At 56.3% G+C, this 13,396-nt stretch carries 12 protein-coding genes; 1 reads left to right on the forward strand and 11 read right to left on the reverse strand.

Going from position 1 to position 13,396, the window contains the following annotated elements; all coding sequences use genetic code 11:
• From PMI29_RS12445 to PMI29_RS12435, 3 genes are all read right to left on the reverse strand, one after another.
• On the reverse strand, window positions 1-1,922 hold a 1,922-nt coding region (locus PMI29_RS12445), incomplete at its 3' end, for an efflux RND transporter permease subunit (protein WP_007999270.1).
• A 12-nt stretch (window positions 1,923-1,934) separates the two neighbouring features.
• Entirely contained in the window at window positions 1,935-3,176 is a 1,242-nt protein-coding gene (mexE, locus tag PMI29_RS12440; RefSeq protein ID WP_007999273.1) for a multidrug efflux RND transporter periplasmic adaptor subunit MexE, read from the reverse strand.
• 153 nt (window positions 3,177-3,329) lie between these two features.
• Complete coding sequence (locus PMI29_RS12435; protein ID WP_007999275.1) at window positions 3,330-3,623, reverse strand: LysR family transcriptional regulator; 294 nt, start codon at window positions 3,621-3,623, stop codon at window positions 3,330-3,332.
• Window positions 3,624-3,771: 148 nt separating this feature from the next.
• On the opposite strand from PMI29_RS12435, the gene PMI29_RS12430 reads away from it, so the two are divergent.
• Window positions 3,772-4,362, forward strand: a complete 591-nt coding sequence (locus PMI29_RS12430; RefSeq protein ID WP_007999277.1) for a TetR/AcrR family transcriptional regulator — start codon at window positions 3,772-3,774, stop codon at window positions 4,360-4,362.
• A gap of 193 nt (window positions 4,363-4,555) precedes the next feature.
• Here PMI29_RS12430 and PMI29_RS12425 read toward each other — a convergent pair whose 3' ends face one another.
• From PMI29_RS12425 to PMI29_RS12395, 8 genes are all read right to left on the reverse strand, one after another.
• A complete protein-coding gene (locus tag PMI29_RS12425) occupies window positions 4,556-5,680 on the reverse strand; it encodes an acyltransferase family protein (protein WP_007999280.1) in 1,125 nt (374 codons plus the stop codon).
• Window positions 5,681-5,881: 201 nt separating this feature from the next.
• Complete coding sequence (locus PMI29_RS32650) at window positions 5,882-6,094, reverse strand: DUF2514 family protein (protein ID WP_033052462.1); 213 nt, start codon at window positions 6,092-6,094, stop codon at window positions 5,882-5,884.
• 89 nt (window positions 6,095-6,183) lie between these two features.
• Entirely contained in the window at window positions 6,184-7,320 is a 1,137-nt protein-coding gene (locus PMI29_RS12420; RefSeq protein WP_007999282.1) for an acyltransferase family protein, read from the reverse strand.
• Between the two features lie 311 nt (window positions 7,321-7,631).
• Window positions 7,632-7,877 (reverse strand): hypothetical protein, encoded by a 246-nt coding sequence (locus tag PMI29_RS12415; protein WP_007999284.1) that lies wholly within the window; start codon window positions 7,875-7,877, stop codon window positions 7,632-7,634.
• A 101-nt stretch (window positions 7,878-7,978) separates the two neighbouring features.
• Complete coding sequence (locus PMI29_RS12410; RefSeq protein WP_007999286.1) at window positions 7,979-8,296, reverse strand: hypothetical protein; 318 nt, start codon at window positions 8,294-8,296, stop codon at window positions 7,979-7,981.
• A 258-nt stretch (window positions 8,297-8,554) separates the two neighbouring features.
• Entirely contained in the window at window positions 8,555-10,759 is a 2,205-nt protein-coding gene (gene katG, locus PMI29_RS12405) for a catalase/peroxidase HPI (protein WP_007999287.1), read from the reverse strand.
• Between the two features lie 343 nt (window positions 10,760-11,102).
• Window positions 11,103-11,300: a YbdD/YjiX family protein gene (locus PMI29_RS12400; RefSeq protein WP_007976534.1), complete on the reverse strand. Its 198-nt coding sequence runs from the start codon at window positions 11,298-11,300 to the stop codon at window positions 11,103-11,105.
• 2 nt (window positions 11,301-11,302) lie between these two features.
• Window positions 11,303-13,360: a carbon starvation CstA family protein gene (locus PMI29_RS12395; RefSeq protein ID WP_007999289.1), complete on the reverse strand. Its 2,058-nt coding sequence runs from the start codon at window positions 13,358-13,360 to the stop codon at window positions 11,303-11,305.
• Between the last annotated feature and the right edge of the window lie 36 nt (window positions 13,361-13,396).

The following is a 13,396-nucleotide window of genomic DNA, read 5'->3' on the forward strand; positions in this document are numbered from 1 at the left end:
AAAAAGCCGATGAAGGCAATGCCGGCGTTCGGGCTGTTGGTGAAGCCATTGATCGACAGACCGGGGAACGCCACCGCGCTGTCGAACCCCGGCTCGTTCATGGCAATGGTGCTCATGCGACGAATCACCGACTCCGAACGATCAAGGCTTGCGGCGTCGGGTAATTGCGCGAAGGTCACCAGGTATTTTTTATCCTGGGTCGGCACGAAACCGGTCGGCGTGGTGCTGAAGCCCATGTACGTCATGGCGATCAGCCCGGCATACACCAGCAAGGCCACGCTACTGCCACGAATGACCTTGGCGACGGCAACCACATAGCCGTGGCTGGCCTTTTCGAACACGCGGTTGAAGGGTTTGAACAGCCAGCCACCGAACAGACGATCCAGCACTTTGGAGAAACGGTCTTTCGGCGCACCGTGGGCCTTGAGCAATACCGCAGCCAACGCCGGCGACAGGGTCAAGGAGTTGAACGCCGAGATCACGGTCGAGATGGCAATGGTCAGGGCGAATTGCTTGTAGAACTGCCCGGTCAAGCCCGAGATGAACGCAGCCGGCACGAACACCGCGCACAACACCAACGCCGTGGCGATGATCGGGCCGGTCACCTCGCCCATGGCTTTCTTGGTTGCCTCGATCGGCTCGAGGCCCAACTCGATGTTGCGCTCGACGTTCTCCACCACCACGATCGCATCATCGACCACGATGCCGATGGCCAGCACCAGGCCAAACAGCGACAGGGCATTGAGCGAGAAACCGAACAGGTGCATCACGGCAAACGTGCCGATCAGCGATACCGGCACCGCCACCAGCGGAATGATCGAGGCACGCCAGGTTTGCAGGAACAGGATCACCACCAGCACCACCAGGATCAGCGCTTCGAACAGGGTGTGAACCACCGCTTCAATCGAACTGCGCACGAAGATGGTCGGGTCGTAGACAATCTCGTAGTCCATACCTTCCGGGAAGTTCTTCTTCAGCTCGGCCATCTTCGCCCGCACCTGATCGGAGACGTCGATCGCATTCGAGCCCGGGCGCTGGAAGATCGGCATCGCCACTGCTTCCTGGTTATTGAGCAAGGCGCGCAGGGCGTACTGGTTGGAGCCCAGTTCAATCCGCGCAATATCCTTGAGGCGAGTGATTTCACCATCCGGACCACTGCGGATAATCACATTCTCGAACTCCTCCTCGGTAACCAACCGCCCCTGGGAGTTGATCGACATCTGGAAGCTCGTGGCGTTGGGCGCAGGCGGTGCACCCAGTTGGCCGGCAGCGACCTGACGGTTCTGTTCACGGACCGCGTTGACCACGTCGGTCGCGGTCAGGTTGCGTGAAGCGGTCTTGTTCGGATCGAGCCAGATCCGCAGCGAATAGTCGCCGATACCGAACATCTTCACGTCACCGATACCGTTCAGGCGAGACAGCTCATCCTTGACGTTGAGGATCGCGTAGTTGGACAGGTAGAGCATGTCGTAGCGCTTGTCCGGCGAGGTCAGGTGCACCACCATCGTCAGTTCGGGCGACGCCTTGTCCACGGTGATGCCGATGCGCGTCACTTCTTCGGGAAGTTTCGGCTCCGTCCGGGTCACGCGGTTCTGCACCTGCACCTGGGCGTTGTCCAGATCGGTGCCCAGGGCGAAGGTCACCGTGAGGGTGAGCCGGCCATCGGCCGTGGACTGCGAATACATGTACAGCATGTTCTCGACGCCGGTGATCGCTTGCTCGAGTGGCGCGGCCACGGTTTCGCCAATCACCTTGGGGTTGGCACCCGGGTAGTTGGCGTGGATGACGACGGTCGGTGGCACCACCTCGGGGTATTCGCTGATCGGCAACTGGAACAACGCGATGGCACCGGCGATCAGGATCAGCAGCGACAACACTGCGGCGAAGATCGGCCGCGTGATAAAGAACCGGGAGAACTTCATGACAGTGTTCCTTTATCCGCGAGGCGAAACGGCAGCATCGGTTTTCACCAGCGCCGGTGACGGAGCGACGGGCTGATTGCCCGCCTCGATGGCCTGACGTTGACGGGCCAGGGTGGCGACGGTTTGCGCGTCGGCCATCGGCGCATCCTGAGGCGCGACCACCGCGCCGGGACGAACCCGTTGCAGACCGTTGATGACGATGCGGTCCTCTTTCTGCAAACCGCTGCGCACGATGCGCAAGCCTTCGAGTTTCGGCCCCAGATCGACGCTGCGGTACACGGCCTTGTTGTCCTGGTCGATCACCAGCACGAACTTCTTGCCCAGGTCGGTGCCCACCGCTTCGTCTTTGATCAGCAGGCCGGCATAGGCCGCGCTGCCCACCAGTTTCAATCGGGCATACAAGCCCGGGGTGTATTGGCCGTCCGCGTTGTCGAACACCGCGCGGCCTCGAATGGTGCCGGTTTTGGGATTGACCTGGTTGTCGACGAAGTTCATCTGCCCCAGGTGGCTATTGCCCTCCTCGTTCGACAAGCCCATGTACACCGGTGTGGACTGGCTGCGCCGGCCTTCACGGGAGAGCTGGCCGTACTTGAGGAACAGGCGTTCGTCGGCGTCGAAATAGGCGTAGACCTTGTCGGTGGAAACCACGCTGGTCAGCGCCGAGGTGTCGGCGGTGACGATGTTGCCGGCGGTGATTTCGGCACGGCTGACCCGGCCGGTAATCGGTGCGGTGACGCGAGTGAAGCTCAGGTTCAAACGTGCCAGATCGAGTTGCGCCTGCACGGCATCGACAGCGGCACGGGCTTCCTGGGCGGTGGTGTTGCGCGTGTCGGCCAGCTCCGCCGAGATCGCATTGCTGCTCAGCAAGCGCTGGCCACGTTGTGCTTCATTGCCAGTTCGAACCAGCGTGGCGCGAGCTTGTTGCAACTGCGCTTCGAGGCGATGCACTTCGTGTTCGAACGGACGTGGATCAATCTGGAACAGCAAATCCCCTTTCTTCACCGACTCGCCATCGGTGAAGGCGACGCGATCGATCTGCCCCGACACCCGCGGACGAACCACAACGGTTTCCGGCGCTTCAAGACGGGCGGTGACTTCATCCCATTCGGTAATGGGTTGCTCGAGCACTTTGGCCACCGTGACATGCGGCGCACCCGGCGCCTGGGCGGCATCGGGTGCGTGGCCGCAAGCAGTGACGGTCGCCAACGCCAATGCAGCAAGGGGATAACGCAAAGGTTTGAGTGACTGTTCCATGGGTAGTGTCCGCCAGACGGTTTAGGGGTTGGAGAATTCTCGGCCGCACAGGGGGCAGCGACGAATTGAACGGAGTGAACTTGGTTATCATCATTAATGATGACCATCATGTATAAGCGCAAAAAAAATGAAAACTCAGATCAAGCCCATGAATTAACCGGGTTTTTTACTGCAAGCCGCCAGACTGACGACGGAACAAATGGAGTCCAGTGCGGGCCCAAGCGTTTGCGCCACCTGCAATGCACGGGCGGTCGGTTCCATTTTGTGGCCAATGCGTTTAAACAGAGGGTCGTTGAACAATGCGCGCAGACGACCCAGTGCGCCGCTGACCGCCGGTTGGCCCAGAGCAAGCTTTTCTGCGGCACGGGAGACATTGCGTTCCTGAATGAGCGCCTCGAAAACCACCAGCAGATTAAGGTCGATACTGCGCAGATCATTACGTTTCATGGGGGCGGCACCCTGTGAGGTGTTTAGACTTGAGCCACGGGCCCGGGACCGGCAAAACCATTGCCGCGAATTTATATTATGATCATCATCAATACCAGCCCCTCAGCAAAAATTTGCCAGGGCGCTCATCGGATGACAGGACCCACGCATGAAAGTGACGAAAGACCAGGCAGCAGCCAACAAGGAAGCAATCCTCGGCGCAGCCTCGAGGATGTACCGGGAAAAAGGCATTGATGGCATCGGTATCGGCGAACTTTCCCGCTCGGTGGGCCTGACCCATGGCGGCTTTTACGGACAGTTCCCCGGCGGCAAGGAGCAGTTGGCGTCAGAGGCGGTCAGCCGCACGTTCGAAACCAACATCGAAGACTGGCGAGCGGCTAAATCCATCCCTGAACTGCTCAAGGGTTACTTGACCCAAAGCCACTTGAGCAACTGGACCGAAGGCTGTCCGATCCCCGCCCTCGGCGCCGATGTCGCGCGCAATGGCGGTGCCGTCAGCCACTCGTTCACCAAAGGCGTGCAGAACCTGATCGAAACGCTGATGCCATTGGTCGACGGCGAAACCGATGATGAAAAACACCAGCAAGCCTTGCGTATCCTTGCATCGATCACCGGGGCAATACTGATCGCCAGGGCATTGGACAACCCTCGATTGTCGGAGCAGTTCCTGCAATCGGTGATCGATGCCTGGCCTGCCAGCGCTGAAAAAACAGCAGAAGACGCGGACATCGAATGCTGACCGCGAGCAACGTGCGCGGCGCCTTGGACGCGATCGATAAGAACGAAGAATTTATCAAGATGACGCTTGCGGTGATGATGGCGCCGGATTGACGTTCCGGTGTCATACCTCACTGCACCACCACGACTGCGCATACAGGCAGCCGTCGATATCTTCCAGGCTGTCCAGCGTAAAGCCTGTAATTCAGGAAAACCTACGCTGTTAACTTCTTGGTTATCGCTTTTTTGGCATATAGCGCCAACCCGGATATGAACGATTTACTTTCAACCCAACGGCTTATCAACCACGATGCTGCCAAAGAGATAACAATAGTCACAGCACTGACAAACAGCGCATTCGGCACAGAATTATATATATACCTCTGTGACAAACCTAAAACAAACAGCATAATCGGGAAGTGAATTACATAGAGAGTGTATGAATATGCCGCATGCCGACGGAACCACTTGGGGAAAGATGCGCCCCCACCCATTAGCAATGCAAGAAAGCAAGCGAACCACAAGCCAGACACTACCCTAAAGTAATTTAGAGGAGCCAGTACAACAGCATTACCAGATGGATCGTCAAATAGAGCAAAAACTACGACAGCAATAAAAGCGAGGCTAGAGACCGCAAACATCACACCAAAAATCCGGTTATTCATCTGCGGTCTACGCTGATGAATCAATGCCAACCCAAATCCAGAGAACCAAACAGGTGCCAACATAAAAAACAATGAGTTTTTATACGTTACAAAAACGGCCATGCCAAGCATTACACTCGAGATTATCTTCCTGCCAGGCCATAGGAAGACAGATGCGGCTATCACGTAGTACCAAACCTCAATAGACAAGCTCCAAAGCGGACCATTAGCTGACGGGGTCTCGGTTTTGAACCCATTTAGAAACGCCAGCGCGCCTAAGACATCCGATGAGACTGACACATATTCTGTGCGTACGAAATCCACACCTTCAATTGTAAGTAGCGCGTTTGTTCCAGATGGAAATACATAAGGTGCGACGATAGAAAGAACAACCATCAAAACCAATGATGCGATCAATGGTGGATAGATCCTGATAGCTCGATCCTTCGCATATTGCCCAATATTAAACACGGAGTTTTTCGATATATTATTACACACCGACTTCCCTATCAAAAAGCCACTAAGCACAAAAAACACCATAACGGCAAGTTGTGACACAAGCACAACCAATGTAAACCAAGAGCCAACAGCCGGGAGAAGTAGTGTTTGGAAAGTATGTCCAAACAAAACCACAATCGCAGCAAGAGCGCGCATAGAGTCAAGTTGACTTGACTGTTCCTGCGTCATCCGAGACATAAATTATTATTGGCCTTTTGTCTAAGTGATCTGCGTTAGGCTCTCGTCATTGCTTGTGTGTGAGCCCACTCTTAAATTGTGAATTATGCGGTAATCTGGCCATAGTTCAACAGCCAGTTGTTCTACACCGCGCCGCTCATCCGGTAGCTCGCTAAAATAGGCTTGGAACCCCGCCACCGCAATCAATCCGTGTTCGGTAGTTTAATTTTCGCCGATTGAAATGCAGGCCTGCTCACAGGTCAGTGCCCTGGCTCGGGCTTGGTCAGCAAATTCAACCAGGTCGCCCGCTCGCTGGTCAGCGCGCTTGAACACGTCGGCAAGCACAGCAACGGCGCGAGCAGTGGCAGCATCAGCACTGAGTTGATCGATGAACGCAGCCATGCGAAGGCGGGTGTTGATCTGGAACCGATCCATGGCCAAATTCAAGGCAGACGAAAAAAAGCCGGCAACAGGCCGGCTTTAGAGAGATTTGCAGCTATCGCTACAGATACAGGAGGTTTCGTTTACTTTGCGGATTCAGAGGACAATGGCGCTGGGTAAACCTTTAAGCTGCCAGCCTCAAGCCTGTCGATCAGTTTTCGCCCAAAAGCTATGCCTGGCTTCTCTATGAAGCGATATGTGAACCATGAGATAACGGTTGTAACAAGCAACACAAACAAGAAAAAGATTATGCTTTCCGCATCCCCCTTGCCAAACATCAAATTAATCCCATGACTGCTCAGAATTTTTAAAACTGCTATGTGTATCAAATACATACTAAAGCTAAGTTTTCCAAGCAACATGGCAATCGGGTTAACAAACAATTTAACTGGGTAGCAGGCAAGAAAAATTGCAAAAATAGCAAATACCCCACCAGCAATAACGTGATGAGGTACAACAGTCTGAAATTGACACCAAAACTCCACAGAAAGCGCTATAAACATAGCACCACCAACAACCAGAGATATTAAATTCGGCGCCTTATTCTTACTGATACAAATGTAGGCCATTACCCCAAGAACAAATACCGGAGCCTGACCAATAAAGTTGAAAAATACGAAATTATCAACCATATACTTTTGAGCCGGCTCATACACAAAGAGACTTGTCGCCACAAACACATTCAGCTCTTGCAATAGAAGACAAAGAATCAATAGCAGTACAAAATAATAAAACTTACGAACAAGCATAAGCGCAGGAAACAATAGATAGAACGTCATTTCAACAGCTACTGACCATCCACCGGGCACTACTGAGTTTATGGTCTCCGGGTGCAACCCATGCAAAAACAGCGCAGTCATCGGAAAAAACCACCAATGAAGACCGCTAGGAGCAAAATTTGTAGGAGATGTTCCGTTCAGAATAAAAAAGCCAATAATCGCCAAATAAAACATTGGTGCGATCCTGAACACCCTGCGTAAATAAAAATTTCTTACAGGATTCAACTCGCCAGATTTCCTTGCATCCCAAGACATGCAGAGTGTTATCGCACTAGCGATATAAAACAACTGGACCCCTCTAGCCCCCTCAATCATTGTCAGCCAAAGAGTATTATTAAGAGGCTGAACATACTGCGACGCATGAACAAACACGACTAAAATTATAGCAATGCCTCTCAACGCATCAATATAATTGTATTTTTTAATCTCTTGAGCGCTCATCGAGAAAACTCTGATCCAGAAAAATCAGCCATTATCCATAGTCAACATTGTACCTGCCAGAGTTTTCTGTCCGGCCAACCGCGCCTCAAGTCGGAAATATTCCGACCGAGATCACGGCATCCGGCGCGACCTGGATAATCATTCCGCGAGTTCGGCAGCAGGCTCACATTCGTGAAGCTACGGGCCAGGATGGTTCGATGACTGTAACGTCAGCCAGCTTCAGAGCGCGTCGGATGGCGACGGCTCAGGCCGAGAAAAAACTTAACGTCGTGTCCGGGATTAGTTGACCACTGCAATGCGATCCCGGAGACCTAACGAGCGATACTCGGTGATTGTTTTGCCCAGAGGATGTTTATCGCGTCTGTTTCAAGCGTCAGGTTGTTACCGACCCTGAGCCAGAACAGGATGTCGTTAGGCGTTGATACACTGAAAAAGATCCAGTGCCCCGCCCCATCAGCCTTTTCCTCTACCTCTGCAACGTACAACGCGACCTCGCTTTCGCTAAGTTCCAGGGCATCGGAGATTTCTCGCTGTGTCGGCTTTCTTACGCTACTCATAGCGAAATCCATTTCTTGAACGAAGTGCTGAAAGCATAGCTGAACACCAAATCCTGGAGTCTCCACCTATCGCTTCCGGTCACGGAGGGCGGCGCCTACGATCACGACCCTACGTGCGCAAGCTCTTCGTCAATGATTCGCTCTGCATTCTTCGCAGCGGTTGTCGCAAACTCGTAACAGACCCGGAAATCCTGCTCCGTTACGGATGCAGATCCCTGCAAGTTCTCCAGGCAGCGCGTTAATGCATGCTTTATCAAGCCATCATTTAGAGCATTGCGGGCCGCCTCTTCACCTTCAACCGCTCGAATGGCAGCTTCGATTTCTCCGATCTGCTCAATCTTTGCCGCCAGCGCGACCTTGGCGAACTCATCTCGCTCGATGATTTTGGTCCAAGAGTGATCAACTATCAGCGTTTTCATTAGTAGCCCCTCTCTTCCGGACTCATGCCTGGTCATCAACCAATAGCCCACAAACTCGAATCACGCCAGCCGGTGAAGTTCCGAAACTGTCGGGAAACTGCGCCTTCAGCGTGTCCTTTTTGTACAAGGTCGACAGCAATGGACCGGACCATGATCGCCAGGATTCATGGTCGCCCGATGCCCTCCGCTGATGTCGGAGCCGGAGGGCGAGCCGAGGCACTTTTTGCCGGTAATGCCAGCGTTATGACAACATCTCCTCTAGACGGTGCGGTTTAAGTCGAAACGATCCAGGTTCATCACTTTGGTCCACGCGGCGACGAAGTCCTTGACGAATTTCTGCTGCGCATCGGCGCAGGCATAGAATTCGGCCAGGGCACGCAACTGCGCATTGGAACCAAAGACCAGGTCAACCCGCGTCCCCGTCCACTTCACTGCACCGGTTTTGCGATCACGCCCTTCATACTCCTGCTGGGCATCCGATACCGGCTTCCACTCCACGCCCATATCCAGCAGGTTGGTGAAGAAGTCGTTGGTCAGGGCTCCCGGACGCGTGGTGAACACACCGTGTTTGCTCTGGCCGACATTGGTGTTCAACACGCGCAAGCCGCCCAGCAACACCGTCATTTCCGGCGCGCTGAGCGTCAGCAGTTGCGCCTTGTCGATCAGCAACTTTTCGGCCGGCACACGGTACTGTTGCTTCAGGTAATTACGGAAGCCGTCGGCAATCGGTTCAAGGTAACCGAAGGAATCGACATCGGTCTGCTCCTGGCTGGCGTCCATGCGCCCCGGCGTGAAAGGCACCGTCACGCTTTGGCCGGCATTTTTCGCGGCCTGCTCCACGCCCACGCCTCCGGCGAGCACGATCAGGTCGGCCAGGGAGATTTTCTTGCCGCCACTGTTGAACTCGTTCTGAATGCTTTCGAGTTTTGCCAGCACGCTGGCCAGTTGATCTGGCTGGTTGGCCTGCCAGGACTTCTGTGGCGCTAGGCGCAAGCGCCCACCGTTGGCACCGCCGCGTTTGTCGGAGCCACGGAAAGTCGACGCTGCCGCCCAGGCGGTAGATACCAGCTGCGAGACTGACAGCCCCGAGGCCGCAATTTTGCCCTTGAGCGCGGCGACATCGCTGTCGTTGACCAGTGGATGGTTAACGGCAGGGATCGGGTCTTGCCACAGCAGCTCTTCGTTCGGCATTTCCGGGCCGAGATAGCGTGAGAGCGGCCCCATGTCACGGTGAATCAGCTTGTACCAGGCACGGGCGAAGGCGTCGGCCAACTGGTCTGGATTGGCCAGGAAGCGCCGGGAAATCGGCTCATAGATCGGGTCGAAGCGTAGCGACAGGTCCGTGGTCAGCATGGTCGGATCACGCCGTCTGGACGGATCAAAGGCATCCGGAATGGTGCCGGCGCCAGCGCCGTTTTTCGGCTTCCACTGGTTTGCCCCTGCCGGGCTCTTGGTCAGTTCCCATTCGTATCCGAACAGGTTTTCCAGGTAGTTGTTGCTCCACTGGGTTGGCGTGGTCGTCCAGGTCACTTCCAGGCCGCTGGAGATGGCGTCGCCACCTTTACCGGTACCGAACGTGCTCTTCCAGCCCAGGCCCTGCAGTTCGAGGCCGGCGGCTTCGGGCTCAGGTCCGACATGGTCGACAGGACCGGCACCGTGGGTTTTGCCGAAGGCGTGGCCGCCCGCGATCAGCGCGACGGTTTCCTCGTCGTTCATGGCCATGCGCGCAAAGGTTTCACGGATGTCTATCCCGGCGGCGACCGGATCAGAGTTGCCTTCAGGGCCTTCGGGGTTTACGTAAATCAGGCCCATCTGCACGGCTGCGAGTGGGGTTTCCAGATTGCGCTCGGCGGGAGCTTGCCCGGCATCTTTGCCATAACGCACGTCGCCACCCAGCCACTTACTTTCCGAGCCCCAGTAGACGTCTTCGTCCGGTTCCCAGACATCCGGGCGGCCACCGGAAAAACCAAAGGTCTTGAAGCCCATGGACTCCAGTGCAACGTTGCCGGCAAGGACGATCAGGTCGGCCCAGGAGATTTTGTTGCCGTACTTTTGCTTGATCGGCCAGAGCAGCCGACGGGCCTTGTCGAGGCTGACGTTGTCCGGCCAGCTGTTGAGCGGTGCAAAGCGTTGCTGGCCGGAGCCGGCGCCGCCCCGGCCGTCACCGGTGCGATAGGTGCCTGCGGCGTGCCAGGACATGCGGATAAAGAAAGGCCCATAGTGACCGAAGTCCGCCGGCCACCAGTCCTGGGAATCGGTCATCAGCGCGGTCAGGTCTTTTTTCAGCGCATGGAAATCCAGGCTCTTGAAAGCTTCGGCATAGTTGAAGTCGCCCCCCAACGGGTCAGACTTGGGTGAGTGTTGACTCAAGATCTTCAGGTTCAGTTGGTTCGGCCACCAGTCGCGGTTCGTCGTGCCACCGCCAGCGGCGTGATTGAACGGGCATTTCGATTCAGTTGACATGGCATCTCCTCTTGATTTTGTTTTCAGCTAACCATCCTTAAGCGTGGATCCGGATCACCGATTGAAGAAATAGCTTTTCGGTATGGGATCCATAGCCTCAAGGCTATGACGGCCCAGTGATCAGTCGCTCCAGACCATCCATTAAAGTACCGGACGGGGAAACTGTCGCTCCATCTGGGGGAGATAGCTGATAAACAGCTCAAATCAGTCAGGAGGTTGGCAATGCTTCCATGACCCGGAACAAAAGTGGTGGCGACGATTCGAATCGCAACGGAGCCCGAAATGTCCAGGCCGTTACTGCGCGCAATAAAAAACCGGCCTTTCAGCCGGTTTTTTATGTCACTCAACAGCACTTCGGTCCGGCTTTACTGCCGTAACGAGCCTCCTGGCGCTCGCGGAAGAACGCCTCGTAGTCCATCACCGGTTTGTCCGGGTGTTTGGTCTGCATATGCTCGACGTAGTTGTCGTAGTCGGGCATGCCGACCATCAGGCGCGCGGCCTGACCAAGGTATTTACCCAGGCGACTGAGGTCATTGAACATGATCAGGCATCCGGCAGCGCGTGGAATGGCGCTTCCTTATCCGTACGCTCCTTGCTGCCCCAAGCGGCAATACCGACCTTGAGCGCAAAGAACAGGATGCTGAACACCACGAACAGGAACAGCGCGGTCAGCGTCGCGTTGGTGTAGGCGTTGAAGATCACGTGCTGCATCTGGTCGATGCTCTTGGCCGGGGCCAGCACCTGACCGTTGGCCAAGGCATCGCTGTACTTCCTGGCCAGGGCGAGGAAGCCGATCGCCGGGTTGGCATCGAACAGCTTGATGAAACCAGCGGTGGTGGTACAGATCAGCAACCATACCGCCGGCAGCAAGGTGACCCAGACATACCGCTGGCGTTTCATTTTGATCAGCACCACGGTGCCGAGCATCAGCGCGATACCGGCCAGCATCTGGTTGGAGATACCGAACAGCGGCCACAGGGTATTGATGCCACCCAATGGATCGATCACGCCCTGATACAGCAGATAACCCCACATGGCCACACAACCGGCGGTGGCGATCAGGTTGGCGGTCCAGGATTCGGTGCGACGCAGGGCCGGCACGAAGGAACCGAGCAAGTCCTGGAGCATGAAACGCCCGGCGCGGGTACCGGCATCGACCGCGGTCAGGATGAACAGCGCTTCGAACAGGATCGCGAAGTGGTACCAGAACGCCATGGTGTTCTCGCCCGGCAACACATGGTGCAGGATCTGCGCGATACCCACCGCCAGGGTCGGCGCACCACCGGCACGGGCCAGGATGGTGGTTTCACCGATGTCGTGGGCCACCGCTTGCAGGGCTTCCGGGGTAATGGCGAAGCCCCAGCTGCTGACGGTTTGCGCAACGGCAACCGCATCGGCGCCAACCACGGCGGCCGGGCTGTTCATGGCGAAATACACGCCCGGATCGATCACCGAGGCGGCGACCATGGCCATGATCGCCACGAACGATTCCATCAGCATGCCGCCGTAACCGATGTAACGGGCATGCCCTTCACTGGCCAGCAACTTCGGCGTGGTCCCGGAAGCGATCAGCGCATGGAAGCCCGAGACCGCGCCGCAGGCGATGGTGATGAACAGGAACGGGAACAGACCGCCCTTCCACACCGGGCCGGTGCCGTCGATGAATTGGGTCAGCGCCGGCATTTTCAGCTCGGGCATGGTCACCAGGATGCCGATGGCCAGGGCGACAATGGTGCCGATTTTCAGGAAGGTCGACAGATAGTCACGGGGCGCCAGAATCAGCCACACCGGCAACACGGCTGCGACAAAACCGTAACCGATCAGCATCCAGGTGATCTGGATACCGGTAAAGGTAAACGCCTTGGCCCACACCGGATCCGCGGCAATCTGCCCGCCGAGCCAGATCGAGCCCAGCAGCAACAGCACGCCGATCACCGAGATCTCACCGATGCGACCGGGGCGGATGTAGCGCATGTAGATGCCCATGAACATCGCAATCGGAATGGTCGCCATCACGGTGAAAATGCCCCATGGGCTTTCGGCCAGGGCTTTCACCACGATCAGCGCCAGCACGGCGAGGATGATGATCATGATCAGAAAGCAGCCGAACAGCGCGATGGTGCCGGGAATGCGACCCATTTCTTCACGGACCATGTCACCCAGGGAACGGCCATTGCGGCGGGTGGACATGAACAGGACCATGAAGTCCTGAACGGCACCGGCCAGCACTACGCCGGCGATCAGCCACAGCGTGCCGGGCAGGTAGCCCATCTGCGCTGCCAGCACCGGGCCGACCAGTGGACCTGCACCGGCGATAGCGGCGAAGTGGTGACCGAACAGCACGTGCTTGTTGGTCGGCACGTAGTCCAGACCATCGTTATTGAGCACAGCGGGAGTGGCCCGAGCGGGATCGAGCTGCATCACTTTGTTGGCGATGAACAGGCTGTAGTAGCGGTAGGCAACGAGGTAGATGGCGACGGCTGCGACTACGATCCACAGGGCGTTGATCGCTTCGCCGCGGCGCAGGGCCACGACACTCAGCGCAATCGCTCCCAGGACAGCCACGGCAAACCAGGCGAGGTGTTTAGCCAGACGGGGCATAGCGTGTCTCCTGCCGACAGCCAATGACTGCGGCGG

The organism is Pseudomonas sp. GM49 (assembly GCF_000282355.1).
Taxonomy (GTDB): Bacteria; Pseudomonadota; Gammaproteobacteria; order Pseudomonadales; family Pseudomonadaceae; genus Aquipseudomonas.

Bases quoted from the DNA above. Each gene is read 5' to 3' on its own strand.
- PMI29_RS12420 (WP_007999282.1), bottom strand. From the start codon at position 7,320: ATGAGCGCTCAAGAGATTAAAAAATACAATTATATTGATGCGTTGAGA.
- mexE (WP_007999273.1), bottom strand. From the start codon at position 3,176: ATGGAACAGTCACTCAAACCTTTGCGTTATCCCCTTGCTGCATTGGCG.
- PMI29_RS32650 (WP_033052462.1), bottom strand. From the start codon at position 6,094: ATGGATCGGTTCCAGATCAACACCCGCCTTCGCATGGCTGCGTTCATC.
- PMI29_RS12430 (WP_007999277.1), top strand. From the start codon at position 3,772: ATGAAAGTGACGAAAGACCAGGCAGCAGCCAACAAGGAAGCAATCCTC.
- PMI29_RS12395 (WP_007999289.1), bottom strand. From the start codon at position 13,360: ATGCCCCGTCTGGCTAAACACCTCGCCTGGTTTGCCGTGGCTGTCCTG.
- PMI29_RS12415 (WP_007999284.1), bottom strand. From the start codon at position 7,877: ATGAGTAGCGTAAGAAAGCCGACACAGCGAGAAATCTCCGATGCCCTG.
- PMI29_RS12410 (WP_007999286.1), bottom strand. From the start codon at position 8,296: ATGAAAACGCTGATAGTTGATCACTCTTGGACCAAAATCATCGAGCGA.
- PMI29_RS12425 (WP_007999280.1), bottom strand. From the start codon at position 5,680: ATGTCTCGGATGACGCAGGAACAGTCAAGTCAACTTGACTCTATGCGC.
- PMI29_RS12435 (WP_007999275.1), bottom strand. From the start codon at position 3,623: ATGAAACGTAATGATCTGCGCAGTATCGACCTTAATCTGCTGGTGGTT.
- PMI29_RS12400 (WP_007976534.1), bottom strand. From the start codon at position 11,300: ATGTTCAATGACCTCAGTCGCCTGGGTAAATACCTTGGTCAGGCCGCG.
- katG (WP_007999287.1), bottom strand. From the start codon at position 10,759: ATGTCAACTGAATCGAAATGCCCGTTCAATCACGCCGCTGGCGGTGGC.